Raw genomic sequence first — 21,833 nt, 5'->3', positions numbered from 1 at the left:
GGATTTCCCGTGCGCCCTCGCGCTTTCCTGTCCGCAACGCTCTTCGCGCTCGCCGCGGCCGTGGCCACCGCGGCCCCGGCTTCGGCCGTGGCCAACGGATCCGACGTCCCGCCGGGGACGTTCAAGTTCGCCGCGAAGCTGACCATGACGGACATCCCGCGTCCCGACGGCACCAAGTACGACAGCGCCTGCTCGGGTTCCCTGATCGCCCGCAAGTGGATCATCACCGCGGGCCACTGCTTCCACGACGCCGCGCGCAACCCGGTGTCCGGCCCGGTCCCGTACCCGACGTCCGTGCTGCTAGGCACCACGACCGTGGACCAGCCGGGCGGCACCCGCAACGTCGTGACGGTGTTCCAGTCGCCGAGCAACGACATCGCGATCGCGGAGCTGGACAAGCCGGTCTTCGGCATCGAGCCGCTCACGCTGAACCGCCGGACACCGGTGGCGGGCCAGAAGGTGACGCTCGCCGGCTGGGGCAGCCTCACCTCGGTCGACCCGGCGCCGGGCACGAAGCTCCAGCAGGGCGCCATGAAGGTCGCGACCGTCGACCCGCAGTACGTCGGCGTGAAGGGCTTCGCCCCGACGTCGACGACGAGCGCCTGCACGTACGACTCGGGCGCGCCGTACTTCGTCCCGTCGGGCAAGGGCGGCCGGATCGTCTCGGTGGAGAGCGACGGCCCGGACTGCCCCCACGACCAGGCCGAGACGACCGCGCGCGTGGACGTCGTCGCGGACTGGATCGCCTCGCACGTCGGCTGACCGACTGGCCGGGCATCACCCGGGTGACGCCCGGCCAGGGAATTCCCAGCGTGCGGCCGCGCCAATAGCCTCGAACGTCGATCATCCATTCGACGAAGGGGAAGAATGCGCCTGCGCGCCCTGCTCGCCGCTGCTGTCCTGACCACCGCCCTCGCTCCCGCCGCCTGGGCCGCGCCCGGCGTCGCACACGGGTCCGACGTACCGCCCGGGCAGTTCGGGTTCGTCGCGAAGCTCGCGATGACGAAGATCCCGCGCCCGGACGGCTCGACCTACAGCAGCTACTGCACCGGCTCCCTGATCGCGCCCGGCTGGGTGCTGACGACGGGTCACTGCTTCCACGACGCGAACCGCAACCGCGTCTCCGGCAAGGTCCCCTACCCGACCACGGTGACCCTGGGCCTGGTCGACGAAGCCACGGAGTCCGGCATCGCCCGCCGGGTGACCGAGGTGCTCCAGGCCAAGGAGAACGACGTCGCCCTCGCCCGGCTGGACACCCCGGTGACGGCAGTGCCGCCGCTGAACATCGGCCGCGCGGCGCCGAAGGTGGGCCAGCAGCTGACGCTGGCCGGCTGGGGCAGCACGACCGGCACGAACCCCACCCCGGCGAGCCGCATGCAGCAGGGCACGGTGGCCGTCGCCAAGGTGGAGACGACGACCGTCGGCGTTCGCGGCGCGGCCCCGGAGATCACGACGAGCGCCTGCACCTACGACTCGGGAGCGCCGTACTTCACCGGCGGCGAGCTGGTGGCGGTCGAGGCGACGGGGCCGGACTGCCCCCACGCCGGCATCGAGACGGCCAGCCGGGCCGACGTGCTGGCGGCCTGGGTCGCCAAATCGACAGCCTGATACACCCCAAAGTCCGCCGTGAGCGAACACCACGCAGAGCCAAACGGGTGATATTCCCCACCTGAGGCAAACTCTCGGCAGACACGAAAAAGGGCCCCGGCGTGGTGCCGGGGCCCTTTTCGAGTGGGCGAGGAGGGAGTTGAACCCTCACGTCCTTTCGGACACACGGACCTGAACCGTGCGCGTCTGCCATTCCGCCACTCGCCCGAGCGCTTCTCTCTGACAGCGAGTAGAAGACTAGCAGGTGGTTTTTACGGGTTTCACCGGGGGCCGTGTCGAGGCGGGCTCACCCGGATAGGATCGATAGCGGAAGCACACGTGTGAGGAGGTTTTCCCCGGTGGGCCGCGCTGAGCGATTCGACAGGCGACTCGAGAACCTGGTGGGGAACACTTTCGCGCGCATGTTCGGTGGCAACGTCGTCACGCAGGAAGTGGCGATCGCCCTGGAGCGGGAGAGTGAGGAGAACGTTCGTGAGCTGGCAGGCGGTCGGCAGCTCGCCCCGAATCACTACATCGTGTCCTTGGGGACGGCTGACCACGAGCGCATGGCCGGTGACGAGCAGCGCGTCACCCAGGTGCTGGCGAAGGCGGTGGCGGAACACCTCGCCGCCGAGGGCCTGGACACCTATGGTGACGTCGTCGTATCACTCGAGCGCAACGAGGCGCTGCATACTGGACAGTTCAAGACCCGTTCGTCCGTCGATCCCGACGCCCGCCCCTCAGGCGCCGGTACACCACGGTCGGCACGACCCAGCAACGCAGGAGACCCAGCAATGAGCCAGCCCCCCGGCTACGGCCAATACGACCAGGGTGACCCGTACGGCCAGCAGGGCCAGTACGGCTACGGACAGCAGGGTGGCCAGCAGCCCGGGTACGACCAGGGTTACGGCCAGCAGCAGGGCGGCTACGACCAGGGCGGCTACGGCCAGCAGCCCCAGGGCGGCGGCTACGACCAGGGCGGCTACCAGCAGGGTGGTTACGACCAGGGCGGGTACCAGCAGCCGCAGCAGGGTGGTGGCTACGACCAGGGTTACGGCCAGCCCCAGCAGGGCGGCTACGACCAAGGCGGCTACGCCCAGCCCCAGGGCGGCGGCTACGACCAGGGCGGCTACCAGCAGGGTGGCTACGACCAGTACGGCGGTCAGCAGCAGGCCGGGTACGACCAGTACGGCGGCCAGCAGCAAGCCGGCTACGACCAGTACGGCCAGCAGCAGGCGTACGGCCAGCCCGCCGCCGACCCGTACGGCCAGCAGCAGGGCGGCTACGGCCAGCCCGCGCCGGGCCGCCAGCTCGCGGCGAGCCTGCAGCTGGACGACGGCTCGAACCGCACCTACTCGCTGAAGCAGGGCGGGAACGTCGTGGGCCGCGGCCAGGACGCGGACTTCCGCCTCCCGGACACCGGCGTCTCGCGCCGGCACCTGGAGATCACCTGGGACGGCCAGAGCGCGACGCTCGCCGACATCGGGTCGACCAACGGCACGACCGTGAACGGCACTCCGGTCCAGACCTGGCAGCTCGCGGACGGCGACGTGATCCGGGTGGGGCACTCCTCGCTCGTGTTCCGTACACAGGGCTGACTGGGGGCACGGAATACTGTTCCCGCAGAATTGACGTGCGGGGGGACCGCGGCGTACCCGCGTCGCGGCTGCACGGACGAGTCGGGAGCGGACACACCAAGTGCCAGAGCTGGTCGTACAACTCACCAGGGTGGGCTTCCTCGTGCTGCTCTGGCTCTTCGTGTTCGCCGCGCTCAGAGTCGTCCGCTCGGACCTCTACGCGGCGTCGGGCATGCGCGTCCAGGTACCGACCTTCGGGCGCAAGAAGGAGAAGAAGCCGCGCAACAGCAAGTCCCCGCAGCAGCTGCTCGTGACCCACGGCGCGCTGGCGGGGACGCGCATCGCGCTGGACGGCCGGCCGATCCTCATCGGCCGGGCCGACGACTCCACGTTGGTGCTCGACGACGACTACGCGTCGACCCGGCACGCGCGGATCGCCCAGCGCGGCGAGGACTGGTACGTGGAAGATCTGGGCTCGACGAACGGGACGTATCTCGACCGGGCTAAGGTCACTGCACCCCTCCGGGTCCCGCTCGGAGTCCCCATCCGGATCGGCAAGACGGTGATCGAGCTTCGCCCATGACTCTCGTCCTCCGCTACGCAGCCCGCAGCGACCGGGGCCTGGTGCGTTCGAGCAACCAGGACTCCGTGTACGCCGGCCCTCGCCTGCTCGCGCTCGCCGACGGTATGGGTGGTCACGCGGCGGGTGAGGTGGCCAGCAAGGTCGTCATCGCCTCGCTCGCGCCACTCGACGACGACGAGCCGGGTGACGACCTCCTCGCGCAGTTGCGCGAAGCGGTGGCGAACGGCAACGCCGCCATCGCCGAACTCGTCTCGCAGGACCCCGACCTCGACGGCATGGGCACCACGCTCACCGCCGTTCTCTTCGCCGGCAACCGGCTCGGCCTGGTGCACGTCGGCGACTCGCGCGCGTACCTCCTGCGCGGCGGCCAGTTCGCGCAGATCACCCGCGACGACAGCTTCGTCAACGAGCTGCTCGAGCAGGGCCGGATCACGCCCGAAGAAGCCGCGGTGCACCCGCAGCGGTCACTGCTGCTGAAGGCGCTGACCGGCCACGAGGTCGAGCCGAGCCTGACCGTGCGCGAAGCCCGCTCCGGCGACCGGTACCTGATCTGCTCGGACGGCCTGTCCGGCATGGTCAGCGACGAGACGCTGGCCGAAGCCGTGCAGATCCCGGACCCGCAGCAGTGCGCGGACCGGATGATCGAGCTGGCGCTCAAGGGCGGCGGCACCGACAACGTCACGGTGATCATCGCCGACGTGGTCGACGTCGACTTCGGCGAGGACGCGCCCATCGTGGGCGGCGCCGCCGGGGACGGCAGCGACGAACGGCACCAGGGCGACTCGCCGGCGGCCCGCGCGCGGGCGCTGACCCAGCCACCGCCGCAGCCGCGTCCCGAGCTGCCGCAGCCGAGCGAAGATCCGAAAGCCAAGCGCCGGAAGCGGTTCCGCTGGCTCGCCGGCGCGCTGGTGGTGCTCGTCGTGCTCGCCGCGGCCGCCATCGCCACCCGCTACTTCGTCCTGAGTCAGTACTATGTCGGCGAAGGTGCGGACCAGGAAGTCGTGATCTACCGCGGCGTCCCCGGCAGCATCCTCGGCATCGACCTGCACACCTACGAGCAGGGCTCGTGCCCGCCGAACCAGGTGTGCACGGACAAGCTGCGCGTCGACCAGCTCCAGGAAGACGCGCGGCTGGCGGTGCAGAACGGCGTCAAGAAGGACAGCCTCGACGACGCCCGGAAGTACATCGACGACTTCCTGCAGCTGCACAAGCGCCTGAACAACTGCGCGCCGGCGGGCGGCCAGCCGTCCACGACGCCGACCCCCACGGTCACGCCGACGTCCACGCCGTCGGCTCCGGCCGGCTCCACTGCTCCGTCGTCGGCGAACCAGCCAGCGGGGAGGGACTGCTCGACGCCGAGTTCGACGGCACCGACGACGGGAGGCGGTAACTGATGAGCCAGCCCGCCGCGCGCGCCGCCGAACCGCTCGCCGCGCAGTTCCAGACGAACCCGCCGCGCGAGGTCCCGACCCGCCGCAACACCGAGCTGGTGCTGCTGGGGTTCGCCGCGTTCATCGTCACCATCGCCCTGGTGCTGGTCGAAGCGAACCAGGAGCAGGAGCTGACCTGGTCGATCGTCTGGCTCGGTCTCGCGTACCTCGCGATCTTCGCCGCGGCGCACCTGGCCGTGCGCCGTTGGGCGCCGTACGCGGACCCGGTGCTGCTCCCCTGCGTCGCGCTGCTGAACGGCATCGGCCTGGTGATGATCCACCGGATCGACCTGGCGCTCGCCGAAAAGGCCGTGCAGAACGGGAAGGACTACACCCCCGCCGTGACGGCGCAGGTGCTGTTCACCGTCATCTCGCTCGGGTTCTTCGTCGCCGTGCTGGTCATCGTCAACGACCACCGCACGCTGACCCGCTACGGCTACACCGCGGGCCTGATCGGGATCGTCGCGCTGGCGCTGCCCGCGCTGCTGCCGTCGAGCCTGTCCGAGGTCAACGGCGCCAAGGTGTGGCTGAAGCTGCCGGGGTTCTCGATCCAGCCGGGCGAGTTCGCGAAGATCCTGCTGATGGTCTTCTTCGCCTCGTTCCTGGTGTCGAAGCGCGACCTGTTCATGGTGGCGGGCAAGAAGTTCCTCGGCGTCGAGCTGCCGCGCGCGCGTGACCTCGGCCCGATCCTCATCGCCGCGGTCGCCTGCATCGGCATCCTGGTGTTCGAAAAGGACCTCGGCACGTCGCTGCTGTTCTTCAGCGTCATCCTGATGATGCTGTACGTGGCGACCGAGCGGATCATCTGGGTCGTCCTGGGCCTGAGCTTCTTCGTCGGCGGCTGCCTGATCGCCTACAACCTCTTCACGCACGTCCAGCAGCGCGTGGCCAACTGGCTCGACCCGCTGGCGACGTACGACAAGGCGGGCGGCGGCTACCAGATCGCGCAGGGCCTGTTCGGGCTCGGCACCGGCGGGATCGGCGGCACCGGGCTCGGCGCCGGCCGCCCGGACATGGTCCCGGAGGCGAACACCGACTTCATCACCGCGGCGATCGGCGAGGAGCTCGGCTTCATCGGCCTGGCCGCCGTGCTGATGCTGTACCTGCTGCTCGCCATGCGCGGCATGCGCAGCGCGCTCGCCGTGCGCGACACGTTCGGCAAGCTGCTCGGCGGCGGGCTCGCGTTCACCATGGTCATGCAGATCTTCGTCGTCGTCGGCGGGGTCACGAAGCTCATCCCGGAGACCGGTATCACCGCCCCGTTCCTGTCCAAGGGTGGTTCGTCGCTGCTGGCGAACTACATCCTCGTCGCCCTGCTGCTCCGCGTCTCCGACGCGGCCCGGCGGCCCGCCGCCCGGCCGAAGCCGCAGCCCCAGCAGCAGGCGCCGATCGCCGAAGCGCACACCGTGCTCGTCCAGCGTCCGCCGGCGGACGGGGGTCAGCAGGCATGAACACCCCGCTGCGCAAGGTCGGCATGACGATGCTCGTCATGGTCGTCCTGCTGCTGGCCAACGCGACCTACATCCAGGTCGTGAAGGCCGACGACTACCGCACCGACTCCCGCAACGCGCGCGTGCTCTACGACGAGTTCGCCCGCCGCCGCGGCCAGATCGTGTCGCAGGCCAACGGCGAGGTGCTGGCGAAGGTCGACCCGTCGAACGACAAGTACAAGTACATCCGGTCCTACGTCGACGGGCCGATGTACGCGCCGGTCACCGGCTACTACTCGATCAACTACGGCTCCGGCGGCCTCGAGCGGTCCGAGGACGACGTCCTCAACGGCTCCGACCCGCGGCTGTTCGTGCGGCGGCTCTCGGACATGGTCACCGGCCGCGACCCGAGCGGCGGCAACGTCCGGCTGACCATCGACCCGGCCGTGCAGAAGGCCACCTACGACCTGATGACGCAGCGCGGGTACACCGGCGCCGTCGTCGCGATGGAGCCGAAGACCGGCCGGATCCTGGCGATGGTCTCGACGCCGTCGTACGACCCGAACAAGCTGGCGTCGCACACGTCGAAGGCGCAGACCGACGCCTGGAACTCCTACGTCAAGGACCCGAAGAACCCGATGCTGAACCGGGCGATCTCGGAGACCTACCCGCCGGGGTCGACGTTCAAGCTGGTCACCGCGGCGGCCGCGCTCGAGGACGGCAAGGGCCCGGACACCCCGGTCAACCCGGCGCCGAACACGAAGCTCCCCGGCACGAACGTCACGCTGGAGAACTACGCCGGCTCGGCCTGCCCGGGAACCACGTTCAAGGACGCGCTCGCGCACTCGTGCAACGTGCCGTTCGCGGAGTTCGCCGGCCAGCTCGGCGCCGACAAGATGAAGAAGACGGCGGCGAACTTCGGCATCGGGCAGACCGACCTGACCGTGCCGATGAAGGTCGCGCCGTCGACCGTCGGCCCGCTCGACTCGCAGGGCGCGCTCTACCAGAGCGGCATCGGCCAGCGCGACGTCCGCATCACCCCGCTGCAGGACTGCCTGCTCGCGGCCACCGTGGCCAACGGCGGGATGGCGATGAAACCGCAGCTGGTGCAGTCGGTGCTGGCCCCGGACCTGTCGACCATCGAGGACTACAGCCCCACCGAACTCACCGGCACCCCGGCGCTGTCGTCGTCGAACGCCGCGATCCTCAAGGACATGATGATCGCTTCGGAAGGCTTCACCGCGGGCGGCGGCAAGCGCCCGGACATCCAGATCGCGTCGAAGACCGGTACCGCCGAGCACGGCACGGACTCCAAGAACACCGCGCCGCACGCCTGGTACACCGCCTTCGCCCCGGCCAACGACCCGCAGATCGCGGTCGCCGTGATCGTCGAAGACGGCGGCGACCGCGGCCTCGCGGCGACCGGCGGCAAGGTCGCGTCGGAGATCGGCCGCGCCGCGATCAACGCCAAGCTCGGGGGTGGATAGCGGATGCTGTCCTCGGGCCAGCTGCTGGCCGAGAGGTACAAGCTGACGAGCCGGATCGCCGTCGGCGGGATGGGCGAGGTCTGGCAGGCCAGCGACACCCGGCTGGACCGGACCGTGGCCGTCAAGATCCTCAAGGCCGAACTCTCCGGCGACGCCGAGTTCCTCCACCGCTTCCGCACCGAAGCGCGGATGACGGCGTCGCTCAACCACCCCGGCATCGCCGCGGTGCACGACTACGGCGAGACCGTCTTCGACGGTGACCTCTCGATCGCTTACCTGGTGATGGAACTCGTCGACGGCGACCCGCTGGCCGGGTTGCTGGCCAAGCACGGTCGGCTGTCGGCGGAGTTCACGCTCGACATGCTCGAGCAGGCGGGCAACGCGCTGCAGGCCGCGCACGAACAGGGTCTGGTGCACCGCGACGTCAAGCCGGGCAACATCCTGGTGACCTCGGCCGGGCAGGTGAAGATCACCGACTTCGGCGTGGCCAAGGCGGCCGACGCCGCGCCGGTCACCCGGTCCGGCATGGTCATGGGCACGGCGCACTACATCGCGCCGGAGCAGGCGCTCGGGCACCCGGCCGAGCCGGCGTCCGACGTCTACTCGCTGGCCGTGTGCGGTTACGAATGCCTCGCCGGGCACCGGCCGTTCCTGTCCGAGAACGCCGTGACGGTCGCGATGATGCACATCCGCGACATCGCGCCGCCGCTGCCGCCGGACGTCCCGCCCGCCGCGCGCGCGGTGATCGAGGCGACGCTGGTGAAGGACCCGCGGCAGCGCTACAACAGCGGCGGCGAGTTCGCGGCCGCCGTCGCCGCGGTCCGCGCCGGGCTGCCGCTGCCGACGCCGCGCGGTCTGGTCAACGCCAGCTACTCGACGGGCCAGCAGCCGGTGGTGCCGCAACCGCAGCAGCAACAGCCGGTGCAGCAACCGGTTCCGCAGCAGCCGGTGCCGCCGCAGCAGCAGCACATGCCGGTGGGCCCGCAGTCGCCGGCGGTGAACCCGATGGTCGCCATCGGCCCGCCGTCACGGCCCGTGCTGCGTCCGGCGATGGTGCCGGCGCCGCGGAAGAAGTCCCAGTGGGGCTGGTGGGCGCTCCTCGCGGCCATCCTGCTCGTTGTCCTGGTGGCGGCGATCGTCCTCGTCGCGAAGATGATCGGCAGCTCGGGCTCGCCACCGCACACCGGCCAGACGCAGAGCCAGGTGGTCCCGGGCAGACAGCCGCCCGCGGAGGAACCGCCCGTGTCGAGCGCGATACCGGCGGAATCTCCCGGAACGACCGACGATGGCCAGCAAGGCATCATGACCGCACCTTGGACGGAATGGAACGGCACCCAGAGATGAGCACACCCAGACTGCTCTCCAACCGGTACGAGCTGGGCGAAACGCTCGGCTACGGAGGCATGTCCGAGGTCCATCACGGCCACGACGTGCGTCTCGGCCGGGAAGTCGCGATCAAGATCCTCCGTGCCGACCTCGCCAGGGACCCGCAGTTCCAGGAGCGCTTCCGCCGCGAAGCGCAGAACGCCGCCGCGCTGAACCACCCGGCGATCGTCGCGGTCTACGACACGGGTGAGGCCAACACCGAGTTCGGCCCGCTGCCGTACATCGTCATGGAGTACGTCGAAGGCCGGACGCTGCGGGACATCGTCAAGACCGAGGGCCCGATGTCGCAGAAGCGGGCCATGGAGGTCATGGCCGACGTCTGCGCGGCGCTCGACTTCTCCCACCGCCACGGCATCGTGCACCGCGACGTCAAGCCGGCCAACGTGATGATCACGAAGAACGGCGCGGTCAAGGTGATGGACTTCGGCATTGCGCGGGCGATGCACGACGGCCAGTCCGCGATGACCCAGACCGCCGCGGTGATCGGCACGGCGCAGTACCTGTCGCCGGAGCAGGCCCGCGGCGAGTCGGTCGATGCCCGTTCCGACGTCTACGCCGCCGGTTGCGTGCTCTACGAGCTGATCACCGGCGAGCCGCCGTTCACCGGGGACTCCCCGGTCGCGGTGGCCTACCAGCACGTCCGGGAGGACCCGAACCCGCCGTCGTCGGTGAACCCGGCGGTGGCGCCCGAGCTCGACGCCGTCGTGCTGAAGGCGCTGGCCAAGGGCCCGGCGAACCGCTACCAGTCGGCGGCGGAGATGCGCTCGGACCTGGTCCGGACGCTTTCGGGCCAGCGTCCGGCGGCGCCGATGGTGATGTCCGAGGACGAGCGCACGCAGGTCATGAACGCCGACCGGCGGCAGCCGCAGCGCTACGAGGAGTACGACGCTGCGGACGACGAGGACCCGAAGGCCAAGCGCCGCCGCCGCACGATCCTGGCCGCGCTGGCCGCGGTGTTCGTGCTGGGCGCGGTGCTGCTGATCATGTGGCTGTCGGGCTCCTTCAAGAGCGGCGGCGGGGACGAGACCGGCACGGTGGCGATCCCGGACGTCAAGGGGCAGACGGAGCCGGCGGCCCGCGGCGCCCTGCGCGAAAAGGGCTTCAACAACTTCGCGCCGAACAAGACGCAGATCTGCGGGGTGCCCGACGCGAGTGGCAACACACCGTGCACCACCGACCAGATCAACCAGGTCATCGCGATCACTCCCGACGTCGGCACGCCGGTCGCGACCACGGCCCAGATCACGCTGACGATCGGTGTCCCACCGGGCAAGGTCGCCGTGCCGGATCTGAAGGACCTGAGCAAGGACGACGCCGAGGCGAAGCTGAAGGAAGCCGGCCTCACCCTGAACCAGACGGTGCAGGAGGTCGACGTCACCGACCAGGACCAGGTCGGCAAGGTCGTCAGCCAGAACCCGCAGGCGGGCAACCAGGTTCAGCAGGGCACGAGCGTGTCCATCTCGATCGGCAAGGGCAAGCAGCAGAAGCAGGTCCCGAGCGTGATCGGCAAGTCCTTCAGCGACGCCAACTCCACGCTCACCGGCCTCGGGTTCACCGTGAAGCGGGTGGACCAGCAGTCCGACCAGCCGAAGGACCAGGTCATCCAGCAGATCCCGGTCGGTGGTTCGGTGCCGGTCGGCAGCCAGATCACGCTGACCGTGTCGACGGGCCAGCCGGACAACAAGATCGAGATGCCGCAGCTGGTCGGCATGACGGCCGAGGACGCCAAGGCGAAGCTCCAGAGCATGGGCTGGACCGGTGACCTGCGGGAGCAGTCCGACCGGACCAGCAACAAGCCCGAAGGCACGGTCACCAAGCAGAGCGTGAATCCGGGACAGCAGATCGACAAGGACCAGAACATCACGGTCTCGGTGTCCGAGGGCCCGTTGTTCCCGACGTCGACCGGCGGTACCCCCTGATCCGATCTCCACGATGAAGGCCCGCACGGTTCGCCGTGCGGGCCTTTTCGTTTCTTCAGGCTTTGTCGAGGAAGCCGCGGACGGCGCCGAGCACTTGCTCGGCGTCACTCGCGGGACCGCAGTCGAGCTCCAGTTCTTCGGCCGCGCCGGAACGTTTGACCTTCAGGGAAACGCGGCCTTCGCGGCACCGCCGCAACCACGCGATCAGCGACCGGCAGAAGACACCGGCCGAATTGCTGGTGACCCCGACGACGACGGCGTCGAACAGCTGGACGCGGCCGCGGAGCTCGTCCTCGCCGCGCAGCCAGGCGGCGAGCTCCCGGAGCTCGCCTTCGGAGTCTGGCCCGGTGATCGCGACGATCCCCGCCGTCACCCGTTCTCCCTTCGCCCGGAATCGGAGAGGACCCGAACACTAGTCGGCGCCGAGCACCCGCCGATACCCTGGCCGGGAATTTGAATATTGCAAATTGCACTCAGGAACGGCGCTGCACGAGCCGCGACACGACGGCGAAGCTGGCGGCCAGCACCACCACGGACGTCACGAGCGCCAGCACGAGCGGGCCGCCGACCGGTTCGTCGTCGGTCAGGGCGTGCAGCAGCGGGTGGACCAGCGGGATCTTCGCCAGCAGCACGACGATCAGCGTGACGACGGCGGCGAGCACCGTCCAGCCGATCCGCTGCACCAGCAGCCGCGAGCACGGCAGCGCGATCGCGATGCCCAGCAGTGCGCACGCGAGGTGGGCGAGCAGCCCGATGCCCAGCGCGGCCGGCTGGACCTTGAACGACTTGATCGCCGACCACACCTCGGTGATCACCGTCAGCACCGCGGCGCAGGCCAGCACGGTGAAGATCGCGCCGGTGATCATCCGCCGCCACTGCCGCGCGTGGCTCAAGGTCACCAGCCGCTGCACCGGGTCCTCGATGTCGAGCAGCGCGATCGTCAGCCAGCACGACACGACGAGCAGCCCGCCGGCGCTCACGCCGAACAGCGGCAACGGCGGCGAATGCGGGTCGGCGTAGAGGATCACGCACAACGCGAGGTAGGCCAGCAGCGCCGGCAGGTACCGCTGCGAATGGCCGAGCAGCGCGAGGTAGTAGCGGGTCAGGGCGAGCACGGCGCCACCTCCCGCACGGACCAGCCGTCCTTCAACGCCCGCAGCAGCACCGCGTCCACCGAGGCGACTTCGACGGTCAGCACCACCTGCGGGCCTTCGACGACCGCGTGCCGGACGCCGGGCTCGGCCGCCCAGCCGGCGCCGTCGCCGCGCAGCACGATCCGCGTGGTCGGCTCGGCGCTCTCGGCCGTGAGCCGGCCGTCGGTCATGAGGTGCACGACGTCGGCGTGGTCGTGCACCACCTGCGGCCGGTGGTCGGTGAACACGACGCTCGCCCCGCGCGCCCGCGTCTCGGCGACGAGCTCGCCGAGGATCGCGTGCGTCCCGACGTCGAGCCCGGACCACGGCTCGTCGAGGATCAGCAGGTCGGGCCGCACCATGACGGCCTGCGCGAGCCCGACTTTCTGCGCGTTGCCCTTCGACAGCGTCCGCAGCGGCGCGGTCGGGCCGCCGACCAGCGCGAGCCGTTCGAGCAGCGGGTCGATCACCGAGAGATCGGTGAGACCGCGGACGCGCGCCATGTGCCGCAGGTAGGCCCGCGCGCCCATGCGCTGGCCGGCCGGGAAGCGGTCGGGCAGGTAGCCGATCCGCGGGGTGCCCGTCACGGTGCCGGTGGTCGCGTGAGAGACGCCGGCCATGATCCGCAGCAGCGTCGACTTGCCGGAGCCGTTGCTGCCGAGGACGCCGACGACGTGCCCGGGCTCGACGCTCAGGTCGACGTCGCGCAGGACGAAGTCACCACGCCCGTACCGCTTGCCGACCCCCGCGAGCCGGATCACGCAACAGCGGCCTTCTGGAGCGCCTTGGTCGCGCGCTCGAGCTCGTCGACACGGACCGGGTCGACGGGGTGGCCGGCCGCGGCCAGCCAGTTCGCGAGCATCCGGTGGCCGCCCTCGGTGAGCACGGACTCCGGGTGGAACTGGACGCCCTCCAGCGGCAGCTCGCGGTGGCGCATGCCCATCACGATGCCGGTTTCGGTGCGGCCGGTGACCTCGAAGACGTCGTCGGCGATGGTGTGCGGCAGCACGGTCAAGGAGTGGTACCGGGTGGCCGTGAACTCCTCGGGCAGGTCCTTGAGGACACCGGCGCCGGTGTGGCGGACCTGGCTGGTCTTGCCGTGGAGCAGCTCGGGCGCGCGGTCGACGGTCGCGCCGTAGACGACGCCGAGCGCCTGGTGGCCGAGGCAGACGCCGAGCATCGGCGTGCGCGTCTCGGCGCACTTGCGGATGACATCCATGCTCTGACCAGCGCGTTCCGGCGTTCCCGGGCCGGGCGAGACGAGCACGGCGTCGAACTCGGGCACGCGGTCGAGGTCCACGACGTCGTTGCGCCAGACCGTGCAGTCGGCGCCGAGCTGGGCCAGGTACTGGACCAGGTTGTAGACGAAGCTGTCGTAGTTGTCGACGACGAGAACGCGCATGGCGCCGAGCTTACCGGCTCCCACCTGGTGGACCGTACGGTAAATCACATTTTTAGTTAGGTGACCCTAACTTACCGTGGAGGGTGTGACTCGATCTCTTCGCGTAGCCGTCGTGGGCGCTGGCCCCGCCGGTATCTACGCCGCCGACATCCTGGACAAGTCCGACGCCGACGTGACGATCGACCTCTTCGAGCGGATGCCGGCCCCCTTCGGGCTGATCCGCTACGGCGTCGCTCCCGACCACCCGCGCATCAAGGGCATCGTGACCGCCCTGCACAAGGTGCTCGACAAGCCGAACATCCGCCTGCTGGGCAACATCGACTACGGCACCGACATCAAGCTCGACGAGCTGCGCGAGTTCTACGACGCGGTCATCTTCTCGACCGGCGCGTCGGCCGACCGCGCGCTCGACATCCCGGGCATCGACCTCGACGGCAGCTACGGCGCCGCGGACTTCGTCTCCTGGTACGACGGCCACCCGGACGTACCTCGCACCTGGCCGCTCGACGCGTCTTCGGTCGCGGTCCTCGGTGTCGGCAACGTCGCTCTCGACGTCGCCCGCATCCTCGCGAAGACGGCCGACGAGCTGCTGACCACGGACATCCCGGACAACGTCTACCAGGGGCTTCGCACGAGCCCGGTCACGGACGTCCACGTGTTCGGCCGCCGCGGCCCGGCGCAGGCGAAGTTCACGCCGCTGGAGCTGCGCGAGCTGGACCACTCGCCGAACGTCGAGGTCATCGTGTCCCCGGAGGACATCGAGTTCGACGACGGCAGCATCGCGGCCCTGCGCGCGTCGAAGCAGATCGACATGGTCGTGAAGACGCTGCAGGAGTGGGCGATCCGCGAGCCGGGATCGCGTCCCAAGCGGCTGCACCTGCACTTCTTCCACTCGCCGGCCGAAGTCCTGGGCGAGGACGGCCGCGTGACGGGCCTGCGCACCGAACGCACCGAGCTGACCGGCGACGGCACGGTCCGCGGCACCGGCGAGCTCCACGACTGGGACGTCCAGGCCGTGTACCGCGCGGTCGGCTACCTGTCGTCACATCTGCCGGAGCTCCCGTTCGACCACGTCGGCGGCGTCGTCCCGAACCAGGCCGGCCGCGTGCTGGACCTGGACGAGAACCAGCTGCCGGGCGTGTACGTGACGGGCTGGATCAAGCGCGGCCCGATCGGCCTGATCGGCCACACGAAGGGCGACGCGGCGGAGACGATCGCGAGCCTGCTGGCGGACGCGGACACGCTGACCGCCCCGAAGTACGACTCCCCGGACGCGATCCTCGACTTCCTGGCCACGCGCGGGATCCCGTTCACCACCTGGGAAGGCTGGGGCAAGCTCGACTCGCACGAGAAGGCGCTGGGCCTCGCGGCCGGCCGTGAGCGGATCAAGGTCGTGGAGCGCGAAGAGATGACCCGGGTTTCGCGCGGCTAGCCGGCACCGAGGTACGCCAGTACGGCCAGCACGCGGCGGTTCGTGTCGTCCGAAGCCGAGATGCCGAGCTTCGCGAAGATGTTCGCCGTGTGCTTGCCGACCGCGCCTTCGCTGAAGTGCAGCCGGGACGCGATCGCCGCGTTCGAACACCCTTCCGCCATCAGGCCGAGGACCTCGCGCTCGCGTGGGGTCAGGGCGGCGAGGGGGTCGGAGGCGTTGCCCGCCACGAGTTTCGCGATCACCTCGGGGTCCATCACCGTGCCGCCGGCCGCGACGCGGCGGACCGCGTCGATGAACTGGTCGGCGTTGAACACGCGGTCCTTCAGGAGGTAGCCGATCGCGCCGGTGCCGTCGGCGAGCAGTTCGCGCGCGTAGAGCTGCTCGACGTGCTGGGACAGCACCAAGATCGGCAAGCCCGGCACTTCCCGACGTGCCGCCAACGCGACCTGCAGGCCTTCGTCCGTGTTGGTCGGCGGCATCCGGACGTCCACAATGGACACTTCCGGACGGTGCTCGCGGAGGGCGGCCGCCAGTTCGGGACCGCTGCCGACCGCCGCGACGACGTCGAAGCCGTGCGCGGCGAGCAGGTGCGTCAGGCCGTCTCGGAGGAGGTACTGGTCCTCGGCGACGACGGTTCTCGGTCGAGCTGACACGTGATCTCCACCATCGCCCTGGTCGGCCCGCCGATCGGGCTGGTCAGGGTCAACCTACCGTCGAAGGCCCCCAACCGGCGCTCGATCCCGCGCAGTCCCGAACCGCGGGCGGGAACGGCGCCGCCCGGGCCGTCGTCGGTCACCACCACCGTCAGCTGGCCGTCGGCGAAGTCCACCTCGATCGACGCGCGCTTCGAGCCGTGCTTCGCCGCGTTGCCCAGCAGTTCCGACACCGCGAAGTACGTGCACGCCTCGACCGGCTCCTCGACGCGGCCCGGCAGCGAGCCGGTGACCTCGGTCTTCAGCGGGCTGTCGAGGGCCAGCGCGCGCACGGCGTCGAGCAGCCCGCGTTCGGACAGCACCGGCGGGTGGATGCCGCGGATCAGCACCCGCAGCTCGGTCAACGCCTCGGACGACGCCGTCCGCAGCTCGGCCGCGAGCCGTTTGGCCGCCGCCGGGTCCGTGTCGACGAGCGCCTCGACCGCGCCGAGCTTCATCCCCATCGCGACCAGCCGCGACTGGATGCCGTCGTGCAGGTCGCGTTCGATCCGCCGCAGCTCCGCCGCCTGCGTGACCGTGACGTCGGTGCGGGTCTGCTTCAGCCGTTCGACGCGCGCGGCGAGCCGGGTCGCCTCCGTCGGTCCCAGCCAGACGCGCGCGAACCGCGCCTGCTGCCGCGCGAGCCACGGCGCCGGGGCCAGGCCGGCGACGACCATCGCGAGCGCCACCGGGGTCTGCGCGGCCGCGCCGAGGTGCGTCGAGACCTCTGGGAACGGCCACCAGGTCACCGGCGACGACACGAACGGCCGCCAAACCCAGAGCGTCACGAGGCCGAGGAGTCCGCGGGTGACAAGCGCGATCGACGGCAGCAGCAGGACGAACGAAACCAGCGTGCCGAGCACGGCGCCGGCGAGGTCGCGCCAGGTGGCGCGGTCGCGCAGGACCCACCGCGTGCGGGCGTGCTGCACCGGCCAGAACGGCTCCTCGTGCAACTGCTTGCCGACCTGGTAGAGCCCGTCGGGACGCGGGACCGGCAGCCCCGGCGGCGGCAGGTACGGCCGCGCGATCCGCACGCCCGTCCAGTTCCCGGCCTCCCGGCGCAGCGTGTCCGTGATCGACCGGGTCCACAGGACGACCGGGACCGCCAACGGCGGGAAGCCGACCATCAGGACCAGCTGCGGCAGCGAGAAGATCAGCTGCACCACCGAAAGCGCGAAGATGCCACCCTGGTGACCCAGCGCCTCGACGTGCCGGTGCAGCCGGTTCTTGCGGGCTTCGACCGGCGGCCGGGGGCCGAGCCACCAGCGCGTCCAGTGGCCGTAGCCACGCAGCACGGTGGAGCCGCCGAGCAGGACGGCGACCGGCAGCAGCAACGTGACCAGCGGGTTCACCAGCTGCCAAGTGAACTCGCGCCCGGCCGCCGGATCCTCCAGCGCCCACGTCAGCCGGTGCTGCCAGCGGATCCAGAACGCGCGCTTGTAGAGCTGGTTGCCGTCGCGGTACCAGCCGTCGCGCTCGCGGACCGGTTCCGGCGGCTCGGGCCGGTACGGCGGCGCGATCTCGACGTCGCACCAGCGCGCGGCCAGCGTCCGCGCCACCCTCGACCGGCCGCGCGCCCATTCGACCGCGGGGCCCAGGAAGAAGACCAGCCCGACGCACAGCAGCGCGAACGCGATCAGCTCGACCAGCACGTCGACCCAGCTGAGCAACGCGAACACGGCCAGCGCGCCCGCCCGCCCGAGCGCTCGCAGGTACGTCATCGCCGCACCTCCTTCCCCCGGGATCATCGCCGGACCGCCCGCGTCCGCGCACTGGCCGAAGCTCCCCGGCCGGGGTGGGGCCAGACCCACCCCCGCGTCAGCAAAACCCTACTTGAGCTGGGGATTCAGCGTCATTCTGCGAGGCCGCGAAGATTCGTAGCTTCGTAGCCATGCCACTCATCGAAGTCACCGGCCTCCACAAGCGCTACGGCAGCAGGGTCGCGGTCGACGGCGTTTCGTTCACCGTCGAGCGCGGCGAGATCTTCGGCATCCTCGGCACGAACGGCGCCGGGAAGACCACCACGGTCGAATGCCTGCAGGGCCTCCGCCGCGCCGACCGCGGGGCGATCTCCGTGCTCGGCCTCGACCCCGCGGCCGACCGCGCCGCGCTGACCCGCCGCGTCGGCGTGCAGCTGCAGGAAAGCCGGCTGCCGCCGAAGCTGCGGGTGCGGGAGGCGCTGGAGCTGTTCGCCTCCTTCTACCCGGACCCGGCCGACGTCGACGTCCTGCTGGACCAGCTCGACCTCCGCGACCACGCGCGCAGCTATTTCGGGAAGCTCTCCGGCGGTCAGAAGCAGCGCGTGTCGATCGCGCTCGCGCTGGTCGGCAACCCCGAACTGGCCATCCTCGACGAGCTGACCACCGGGCTCGACCCGCACGCCCGCCGCGAAACGTGGCGGCTGGTCGAAGGCGTGCGCGCCGCCGGCGTCACCGTCCTGCTGGTCACGCACTTCATGGACGAAGCCGAGCGGCTCTGCGACCGCGTCGCGATCTTCGACGCCGGCCGCGTGGTCGCGACCGGCACGCCCGCCGAGCTCCGCGCAACGGCCGGAGCCTCCACTTTGGACGACGCGTTCGTCTCGCTCACGAGGAGCACGCTGTGAACACCTTCGCCAAGATCACCGCCACCGAGGCGAAACTCTTCCTCCGCACGCCGGTCATGGGCATCGCGGGGCTCCTGCTGCCGACCGCGGTGCTGCTGGCCGTCGGCGCCATCCCGGGCATGACGGAACCCAGCCCGGCCACCGGCGGCGCGCGGTTCATCGACGCCTGGGTCCCGTCGCTGATCGTCGTCAGCCTCGCGATGCTGGCGCTGCAGTCGATCCCGGGCGCCGTCGCGACCTACCGCGAGCAGGGCGTGCTGCGCCGGCTGGCCACGACCCCGGTGCACCCGGTCAACCTGCTGGGCGCGCAGCTGCTGATCCACGCCGTGGTCGCGCTGGCTGGCATCGGCCTGGTGCTCGCGGTCGCCAACGCGGTCTACGACGTCCCGCTGCCGAAGCACCCGCTGCTGTTCCTGCTGACGCTGCTGCTCGGCACGGTCTCGATGTTTTCGTTCGGCCTCCTGGCGGCCGCGGTCGCCCGGACGGCCAAGGCGGCGGGCGGGTTCGCGCTGATCGCGTTCGTGCCGACGATGTTCTTCGGCGGCGTGTACCTGCCGCGGGCGTTGCTGCCGGTGGTCCTGCAGCGGGTCGGCGACTACCTGCCGCCGGGCACGCAGCCGCTGCAGGACGCCTGGGTCGGCACCGGCGTGCAGCCGCTGCAGCTGCTCGTGCTCGCCGGGTTCGCGGTGATCGGCACGGCGTTGGCGGCCAAGCTCTTCCGCTGGGAGTGATCCGCCATATTGGTGATGATCATCGTTTTCTCTTGTGGCGGGGTCGCCCGGCCGGTAGCCAGGAGAGTGGCCCTGCTCAACTTGGAGGTTCGATGTCCCTGGACGTGTCACCCGCGCTGCTGGAGAAGGCCGAGCGCGGGGAGGTCACCGACGCCGAGTTCGTCACCTGCGTCAAGGAATCCCTGCCGTACGCCTGGGAGGTCATCACCGGCGTCATCGCCGACGCCGAGGGCGCGGCGGACGGGTTCGCCGACAACGAGACGCCGCCGCCGAGCGAGGCCGCCCGCGGCCAGCTGCTGCGGGCCCTGGCGTCGGACGCGATCCGCGGCGGCCTCGAGCGCCACTTCGGCGTCAAGCTGGCCTTCCAGAACTGCCACCGGATCGCGGTGTTCAAGAAGTCCGAAGTGGACGGTGACCGCTACCGCGCGTTCGTCTCACCGCGCGGCCAGCTGCTCAACCAGAGCCCGGAGCTGCGGGACTGCTAGCCCGCAGCGCGGGCAGCACTTCGGTGCCGATCCGCGCGATGTTCTCGAAAGTGCCCTCCGGCGTACCGGAAGCCTCCACGAGCATCAGCACGTGGGAGACGCCGGTGCGCCGGAGGCTCGTTCGCACAGCGGCCGACTTCGGCCTTCCACAGGTCCGGCCGCCGGTTCGGGTTCGGAATCAGCGGCACCTCGCGGAAGGCGAAGTGTCTTCCGTCGGCATATGCCCGGCCGGTTGCCACCTCAGTTGACCGCGACCTCGTTGAACCACAGCCGCGGCTCCAGCCACGGGAACACCACGAACATCAGCAGCGCCACGACACCGAGCGCCAGAACCACCGCGATCGTCAGCTTCACCGCGAACGGGCCGGGGAACTTCCGCCAGAGCCAGGCGTACATCAGGCCTCCCCGATCTTCGAGAGCAGGTCGCCGTAGTTCTTGACCTGGTCCTTCGGCACCTGCTGGGTCAGCACCGACGTGATGATGAGCCGCTCCTTGGCGGAGAACTGCGGGTGGCATGTCGTCAGCGTGAGGAGCGCGGCCTGCTGGGCCTTCGGCAGCGTGTCGGCGTCCTTGTACGGGACCGGGTTCACCGCGGTGCCCTGGCTGGGCAGCACGACCTTGCGGCCGAACGTCTCGCTGTACGCGCCGGCGTCGACGTCGTCGCCGGAACGCAGGGTCGAGACTCCCTTGCACTTCGGGTCGGCACCCTTGCCCGCCGCCCAGTCCTTCATCTCGTCGTCATAGGGCAGGACCTTGTAGATGTAGAAGTCGGTCGAGGTTTCGATCACGATCTGGTCACAAGAGGAGAGGTTGTCCAGGTCGTTGAACGGGGCACCCTTGCCGACGCGGTGGCCGGCGACGGCGAAGTTGCCGGGCTCGCCGGGCAGCGACGTGCCCTTGTAGTGGCCGGGGCCGACCTCCAGGGAGGCGTCGTCGGTGCCCTCCTGGATGGTGAAGTTGTAGTCGACGCCGAACGTCGGGATGTGGATGCGGGCGAACGCCTTGCCGTCGATGAGCTCGGGGTGCAGCGTCCGGTCGTGCGCCCACTCGCCGTCGAGCTGGTCGCTCGCCTCGGACTGCTTGCCCGCCGAGAACAGGTCGGTCACGTACAGCTCGTAGACCATGAACAGCAGCACGACCAGGCCCAGCGTGATGAGCACTTCGCCGGCCGTCCGGATCGCGACGCCGCCCTTGCCCAGCGGCGGAGCCGGCTTCTCCTTGGTCGCGGTGCCGCCCTTGACCGGGGCGAAGACGATCGTCTCCTCGTTCGCGCCGGGCGGCGGGGACGGGCTGGTGTACCGGCGGGGCGGCGGGCCCTGCGGACGCCGCGGCGGCTGGCCGGGGGCCTGACGGGGCGGCGTTTGCCCACGTGGGGGCGGGACCGGGCGGCGCTGGGGCGCGGGCCGCTGCCCGGGGTGTCTGCGCCGGTCGTCATCCGGTCCTTCGCGCGTAGTCACGCAAGCTCCTCTCAAGCCGCGTCCAACACTTGGTGACCCCGACGTCACGGTACGGGAAATCCGACCACTCCCGGCCGCTGCTTTCCTGCGGTCATTTACGTTAACGTGTGCACGTGGCGCTGGTTGCGCACCCCAGGCGGGTCATCGCCACCAGACGAGCCCGAACAGCACCGCGAGGAACACGATGCCCAAGTCCAAGGTCCGCAAGAAGACGGCTTACACCCCGCCTGCCGACCGGCGCACGCCGGTGAAGGTGCGGGCGGCCGGTCCCACCGGTCTCGCCTGGAAGATCCCCATGTTCGGGCTGATGCTCGTGGGCCTGGTCTGGCTGCTGGTGAACTACATCGCCGGCGACAAGATCTCCTGGATGGCCGACCTCGGCAACTGGAACTTCGCCGGCGGGTTCGCGCTGATGATCGCGGGTCTGCTCATGACTATGCGTTGGCGCTGATTATTACTCCGAATGGCGGCTTGACGCCGAATTACACCGGTGTGAC

22 protein-coding genes and 1 tRNA gene are annotated in these 21,833 nt (G+C 70.3%); 14 read left to right on the top strand and 9 right to left on the bottom strand.

The window, feature by feature from the left end; all coding sequences use genetic code 11:
- Window positions 1–9 precede the first annotated feature (9 nt).
- Complete coding sequence (locus BLV96_RS22035) at window positions 10–762, top strand: S1 family peptidase (protein ID WP_086676018.1); 753 nt, start codon at window positions 10–12, stop codon at window positions 760–762.
- Between the two features lie 105 nt (window positions 763–867).
- Window positions 868–1,608: a S1 family peptidase gene (locus BLV96_RS22030; RefSeq protein ID WP_086676017.1), complete on the top strand. Its 741-nt coding sequence runs from the start codon at window positions 868–870 to the stop codon at window positions 1,606–1,608.
- A 124-nt stretch (window positions 1,609–1,732) separates the two neighbouring features.
- Here BLV96_RS22030 and BLV96_RS22025 read toward each other — a convergent pair.
- Window positions 1,733–1,815 (bottom strand) — tRNA-Leu (locus tag BLV96_RS22025).
- 131 nt (window positions 1,816–1,946) lie between these two features.
- On the opposite strand from BLV96_RS22025, the gene BLV96_RS22020 reads away from it, so the two are divergent.
- The 7 genes from BLV96_RS22020 to pknB all read left to right on the top strand — a co-directional run bounded on the left by BLV96_RS22020 (window position 1,947) and on the right by pknB (window position 11,399).
- Entirely contained in the window at window positions 1,947–3,185 is a 1,239-nt protein-coding gene (locus tag BLV96_RS22020; protein ID WP_086676016.1) for a DUF3662 and FHA domain-containing protein, read from the top strand.
- Window positions 3,186–3,285: 100 nt separating this feature from the next.
- The gene (locus tag BLV96_RS22015) at window positions 3,286–3,747 is read left to right on the top strand and encodes an FHA domain-containing protein FhaB/FipA (protein WP_003079002.1); all 462 of its coding nucleotides are present in this window, start codon (window positions 3,286–3,288) and stop codon (window positions 3,745–3,747) included.
- Window positions 3,744–5,141 carry a PP2C family protein-serine/threonine phosphatase gene (locus BLV96_RS22010; protein ID WP_086676015.1) on the top strand — a complete coding sequence of 466 codons (1,398 nt, stop codon included), beginning with the start codon at window positions 3,744–3,746 and terminating at the stop codon, window positions 5,139–5,141. The genes BLV96_RS22015 and BLV96_RS22010 overlap by 4 nt, the downstream gene beginning before the upstream one ends.
- The gene (locus tag BLV96_RS22005; RefSeq protein ID WP_086676014.1) at window positions 5,141–6,628 is read left to right on the top strand and encodes an FtsW/RodA/SpoVE family cell cycle protein; all 1,488 of its coding nucleotides are present in this window, start codon (window positions 5,141–5,143) and stop codon (window positions 6,626–6,628) included. The genes BLV96_RS22010 and BLV96_RS22005 overlap by 1 nt, the downstream gene beginning before the upstream one ends.
- The gene (locus tag BLV96_RS22000; protein WP_086676013.1) at window positions 6,625–8,094 is read left to right on the top strand and encodes a peptidoglycan D,D-transpeptidase FtsI family protein; all 1,470 of its coding nucleotides are present in this window, start codon (window positions 6,625–6,627) and stop codon (window positions 8,092–8,094) included. The genes BLV96_RS22005 and BLV96_RS22000 overlap by 4 nt, the downstream gene beginning before the upstream one ends.
- Before the next feature lie 3 nt (window positions 8,095–8,097).
- Complete coding sequence (locus BLV96_RS21995) at window positions 8,098–9,438, top strand: serine/threonine-protein kinase (protein ID WP_086676012.1); 1,341 nt, start codon at window positions 8,098–8,100, stop codon at window positions 9,436–9,438.
- On the top strand, window positions 9,435–11,399 hold the full coding sequence (gene pknB / locus BLV96_RS21990) for a Stk1 family PASTA domain-containing Ser/Thr kinase (RefSeq protein WP_086676011.1): 1,965 nt from the start codon (window positions 9,435–9,437) through the stop codon (window positions 11,397–11,399). The genes BLV96_RS21995 and pknB overlap by 4 nt, the downstream gene beginning before the upstream one ends.
- Window positions 11,400–11,454: 55 nt before the next feature.
- Here the strand turns inward: pknB and BLV96_RS21985 are convergent, their stop codons facing one another.
- The 4 genes from BLV96_RS21985 to BLV96_RS21970 all read right to left on the bottom strand — a co-directional run bounded on the left by BLV96_RS21985 (window position 11,455) and on the right by BLV96_RS21970 (window position 13,934).
- The gene (locus BLV96_RS21985) at window positions 11,455–11,772 is read right to left on the bottom strand and encodes an effector-associated constant component EACC1 (protein ID WP_086676010.1); all 318 of its coding nucleotides are present in this window, start codon (window positions 11,770–11,772) and stop codon (window positions 11,455–11,457) included.
- A gap of 100 nt (window positions 11,773–11,872) precedes the next feature.
- Window positions 11,873–12,514, bottom strand: a complete 642-nt coding sequence (locus BLV96_RS21980) for a hypothetical protein (RefSeq protein ID WP_086676009.1) — start codon at window positions 12,512–12,514, stop codon at window positions 11,873–11,875.
- Window positions 12,502–13,293: an ABC transporter ATP-binding protein gene (locus BLV96_RS21975; RefSeq protein ID WP_086676008.1), complete on the bottom strand. Its 792-nt coding sequence runs from the start codon at window positions 13,291–13,293 to the stop codon at window positions 12,502–12,504. Before BLV96_RS21975 ends, BLV96_RS21980 begins: the two co-directional genes overlap by 13 nt.
- The gene (locus tag BLV96_RS21970; RefSeq protein WP_086676007.1) at window positions 13,290–13,934 is read right to left on the bottom strand and encodes an aminodeoxychorismate/anthranilate synthase component II; all 645 of its coding nucleotides are present in this window, start codon (window positions 13,932–13,934) and stop codon (window positions 13,290–13,292) included. The genes BLV96_RS21975 and BLV96_RS21970 overlap by 4 nt, the downstream gene beginning before the upstream one ends.
- A 112-nt stretch (window positions 13,935–14,046) precedes the next feature.
- On the opposite strand from BLV96_RS21970, the gene BLV96_RS21965 reads away from it, so the two are divergent.
- Complete coding sequence (locus BLV96_RS21965; protein ID WP_086676006.1) at window positions 14,047–15,366, top strand: FAD-dependent oxidoreductase; 1,320 nt, start codon at window positions 14,047–14,049, stop codon at window positions 15,364–15,366.
- Here BLV96_RS21965 and BLV96_RS21960 read toward each other — a convergent pair.
- Entirely contained in the window at window positions 15,363–16,019 is a 657-nt protein-coding gene (locus BLV96_RS21960; RefSeq protein WP_086676004.1) for a response regulator, read from the bottom strand. The genes BLV96_RS21965 and BLV96_RS21960 overlap by 4 nt on opposite strands.
- The gene (locus tag BLV96_RS21955) at window positions 15,959–17,779 is read right to left on the bottom strand and encodes a sensor histidine kinase (RefSeq protein WP_086676002.1); all 1,821 of its coding nucleotides are present in this window, start codon (window positions 17,777–17,779) and stop codon (window positions 15,959–15,961) included. The genes BLV96_RS21960 and BLV96_RS21955 overlap by 61 nt, the downstream gene beginning before the upstream one ends.
- A 170-nt stretch (window positions 17,780–17,949) precedes the next feature.
- On the opposite strand from BLV96_RS21955, the gene BLV96_RS21950 reads away from it, so the two are divergent.
- The 3 genes from BLV96_RS21950 to BLV96_RS21940 all read left to right on the top strand — a co-directional run bounded on the left by BLV96_RS21950 (window position 17,950) and on the right by BLV96_RS21940 (window position 19,879).
- On the top strand, window positions 17,950–18,663 hold the full coding sequence (locus tag BLV96_RS21950) for an ABC transporter ATP-binding protein (RefSeq protein WP_086676001.1): 714 nt from the start codon (window positions 17,950–17,952) through the stop codon (window positions 18,661–18,663).
- The gene (locus BLV96_RS21945; RefSeq protein ID WP_086675999.1) at window positions 18,660–19,394 is read left to right on the top strand and encodes an ABC transporter permease; all 735 of its coding nucleotides are present in this window, start codon (window positions 18,660–18,662) and stop codon (window positions 19,392–19,394) included. The genes BLV96_RS21950 and BLV96_RS21945 overlap by 4 nt, the downstream gene beginning before the upstream one ends.
- 92 nt (window positions 19,395–19,486) lie before the next feature.
- A complete protein-coding gene (locus tag BLV96_RS21940) occupies window positions 19,487–19,879 on the top strand; it encodes an SCO5389 family protein (RefSeq protein WP_086675997.1) in 393 nt (130 codons plus the stop codon).
- 240 nt (window positions 19,880–20,119) lie between these two features.
- Here the strand turns inward: BLV96_RS21940 and BLV96_RS21935 are convergent, their stop codons facing one another.
- Window positions 20,120–20,275: a hypothetical protein gene (locus tag BLV96_RS21935; protein ID WP_086675995.1), complete on the bottom strand. Its 156-nt coding sequence runs from the start codon at window positions 20,273–20,275 to the stop codon at window positions 20,120–20,122.
- Window positions 20,275–21,336 carry a class E sortase gene (locus BLV96_RS21930; RefSeq protein WP_091389443.1) on the bottom strand — a complete coding sequence of 354 codons (1,062 nt, stop codon included), beginning with the start codon at window positions 21,334–21,336 and terminating at the stop codon, window positions 20,275–20,277. The genes BLV96_RS21935 and BLV96_RS21930 overlap by 1 nt, the downstream gene beginning before the upstream one ends.
- Window positions 21,337–21,520: 184 nt before the next feature.
- Between BLV96_RS21930 and crgA the strand changes: the two genes are divergently transcribed.
- Entirely contained in the window at window positions 21,521–21,787 is a 267-nt protein-coding gene (gene crgA / locus BLV96_RS21925) for a cell division protein CrgA (protein ID WP_033261030.1), read from the top strand.
- The last annotated feature ends 46 nt before the right edge of the window (window positions 21,788–21,833 follow it).

The organism is Amycolatopsis pretoriensis, from assembly GCF_900107925.1.
GTDB lineage: Bacteria > Actinomycetota > Actinomycetes > Mycobacteriales > Pseudonocardiaceae > Amycolatopsis > Amycolatopsis pretoriensis.
Note: the sequence above shows the minus strand (reverse complement) of the source record. Positions and strands in the feature narration are given on the sequence as shown.

Coding starts and splice junctions, on each gene's coding strand:
- BLV96_RS22030 (WP_086676017.1), top strand. CDS start 868: ATGCGCCTGCGCGCCCTGCTCGCCGCTGCTGTCCTGACCACCGCCCTC.
- BLV96_RS22010 (WP_086676015.1), top strand. CDS start 3,744: ATGACTCTCGTCCTCCGCTACGCAGCCCGCAGCGACCGGGGCCTGGTG.
- BLV96_RS22005 (WP_086676014.1), top strand. CDS start 5,141: ATGAGCCAGCCCGCCGCGCGCGCCGCCGAACCGCTCGCCGCGCAGTTC.
- BLV96_RS22000 (WP_086676013.1), top strand. CDS start 6,625: ATGAACACCCCGCTGCGCAAGGTCGGCATGACGATGCTCGTCATGGTC.
- BLV96_RS21995 (WP_086676012.1), top strand. CDS start 8,098: ATGCTGTCCTCGGGCCAGCTGCTGGCCGAGAGGTACAAGCTGACGAGC.
- pknB (WP_086676011.1), top strand. CDS start 9,435: ATGAGCACACCCAGACTGCTCTCCAACCGGTACGAGCTGGGCGAAACG.
- BLV96_RS21970 (WP_086676007.1), bottom strand. CDS start 13,934: ATGCGCGTTCTCGTCGTCGACAACTACGACAGCTTCGTCTACAACCTG.
- BLV96_RS21955 (WP_086676002.1), bottom strand. CDS start 17,779: ATGACGTACCTGCGAGCGCTCGGGCGGGCGGGCGCGCTGGCCGTGTTC.
- BLV96_RS21950 (WP_086676001.1), top strand. CDS start 17,950: ATGCCACTCATCGAAGTCACCGGCCTCCACAAGCGCTACGGCAGCAGG.
- BLV96_RS21940 (WP_086675997.1), top strand. CDS start 19,487: ATGTCCCTGGACGTGTCACCCGCGCTGCTGGAGAAGGCCGAGCGCGGG.
- BLV96_RS21935 (WP_086675995.1), bottom strand. CDS start 20,275: ATGTACGCCTGGCTCTGGCGGAAGTTCCCCGGCCCGTTCGCGGTGAAG.
- crgA (WP_033261030.1), top strand. CDS start 21,521: ATGCCCAAGTCCAAGGTCCGCAAGAAGACGGCTTACACCCCGCCTGCC.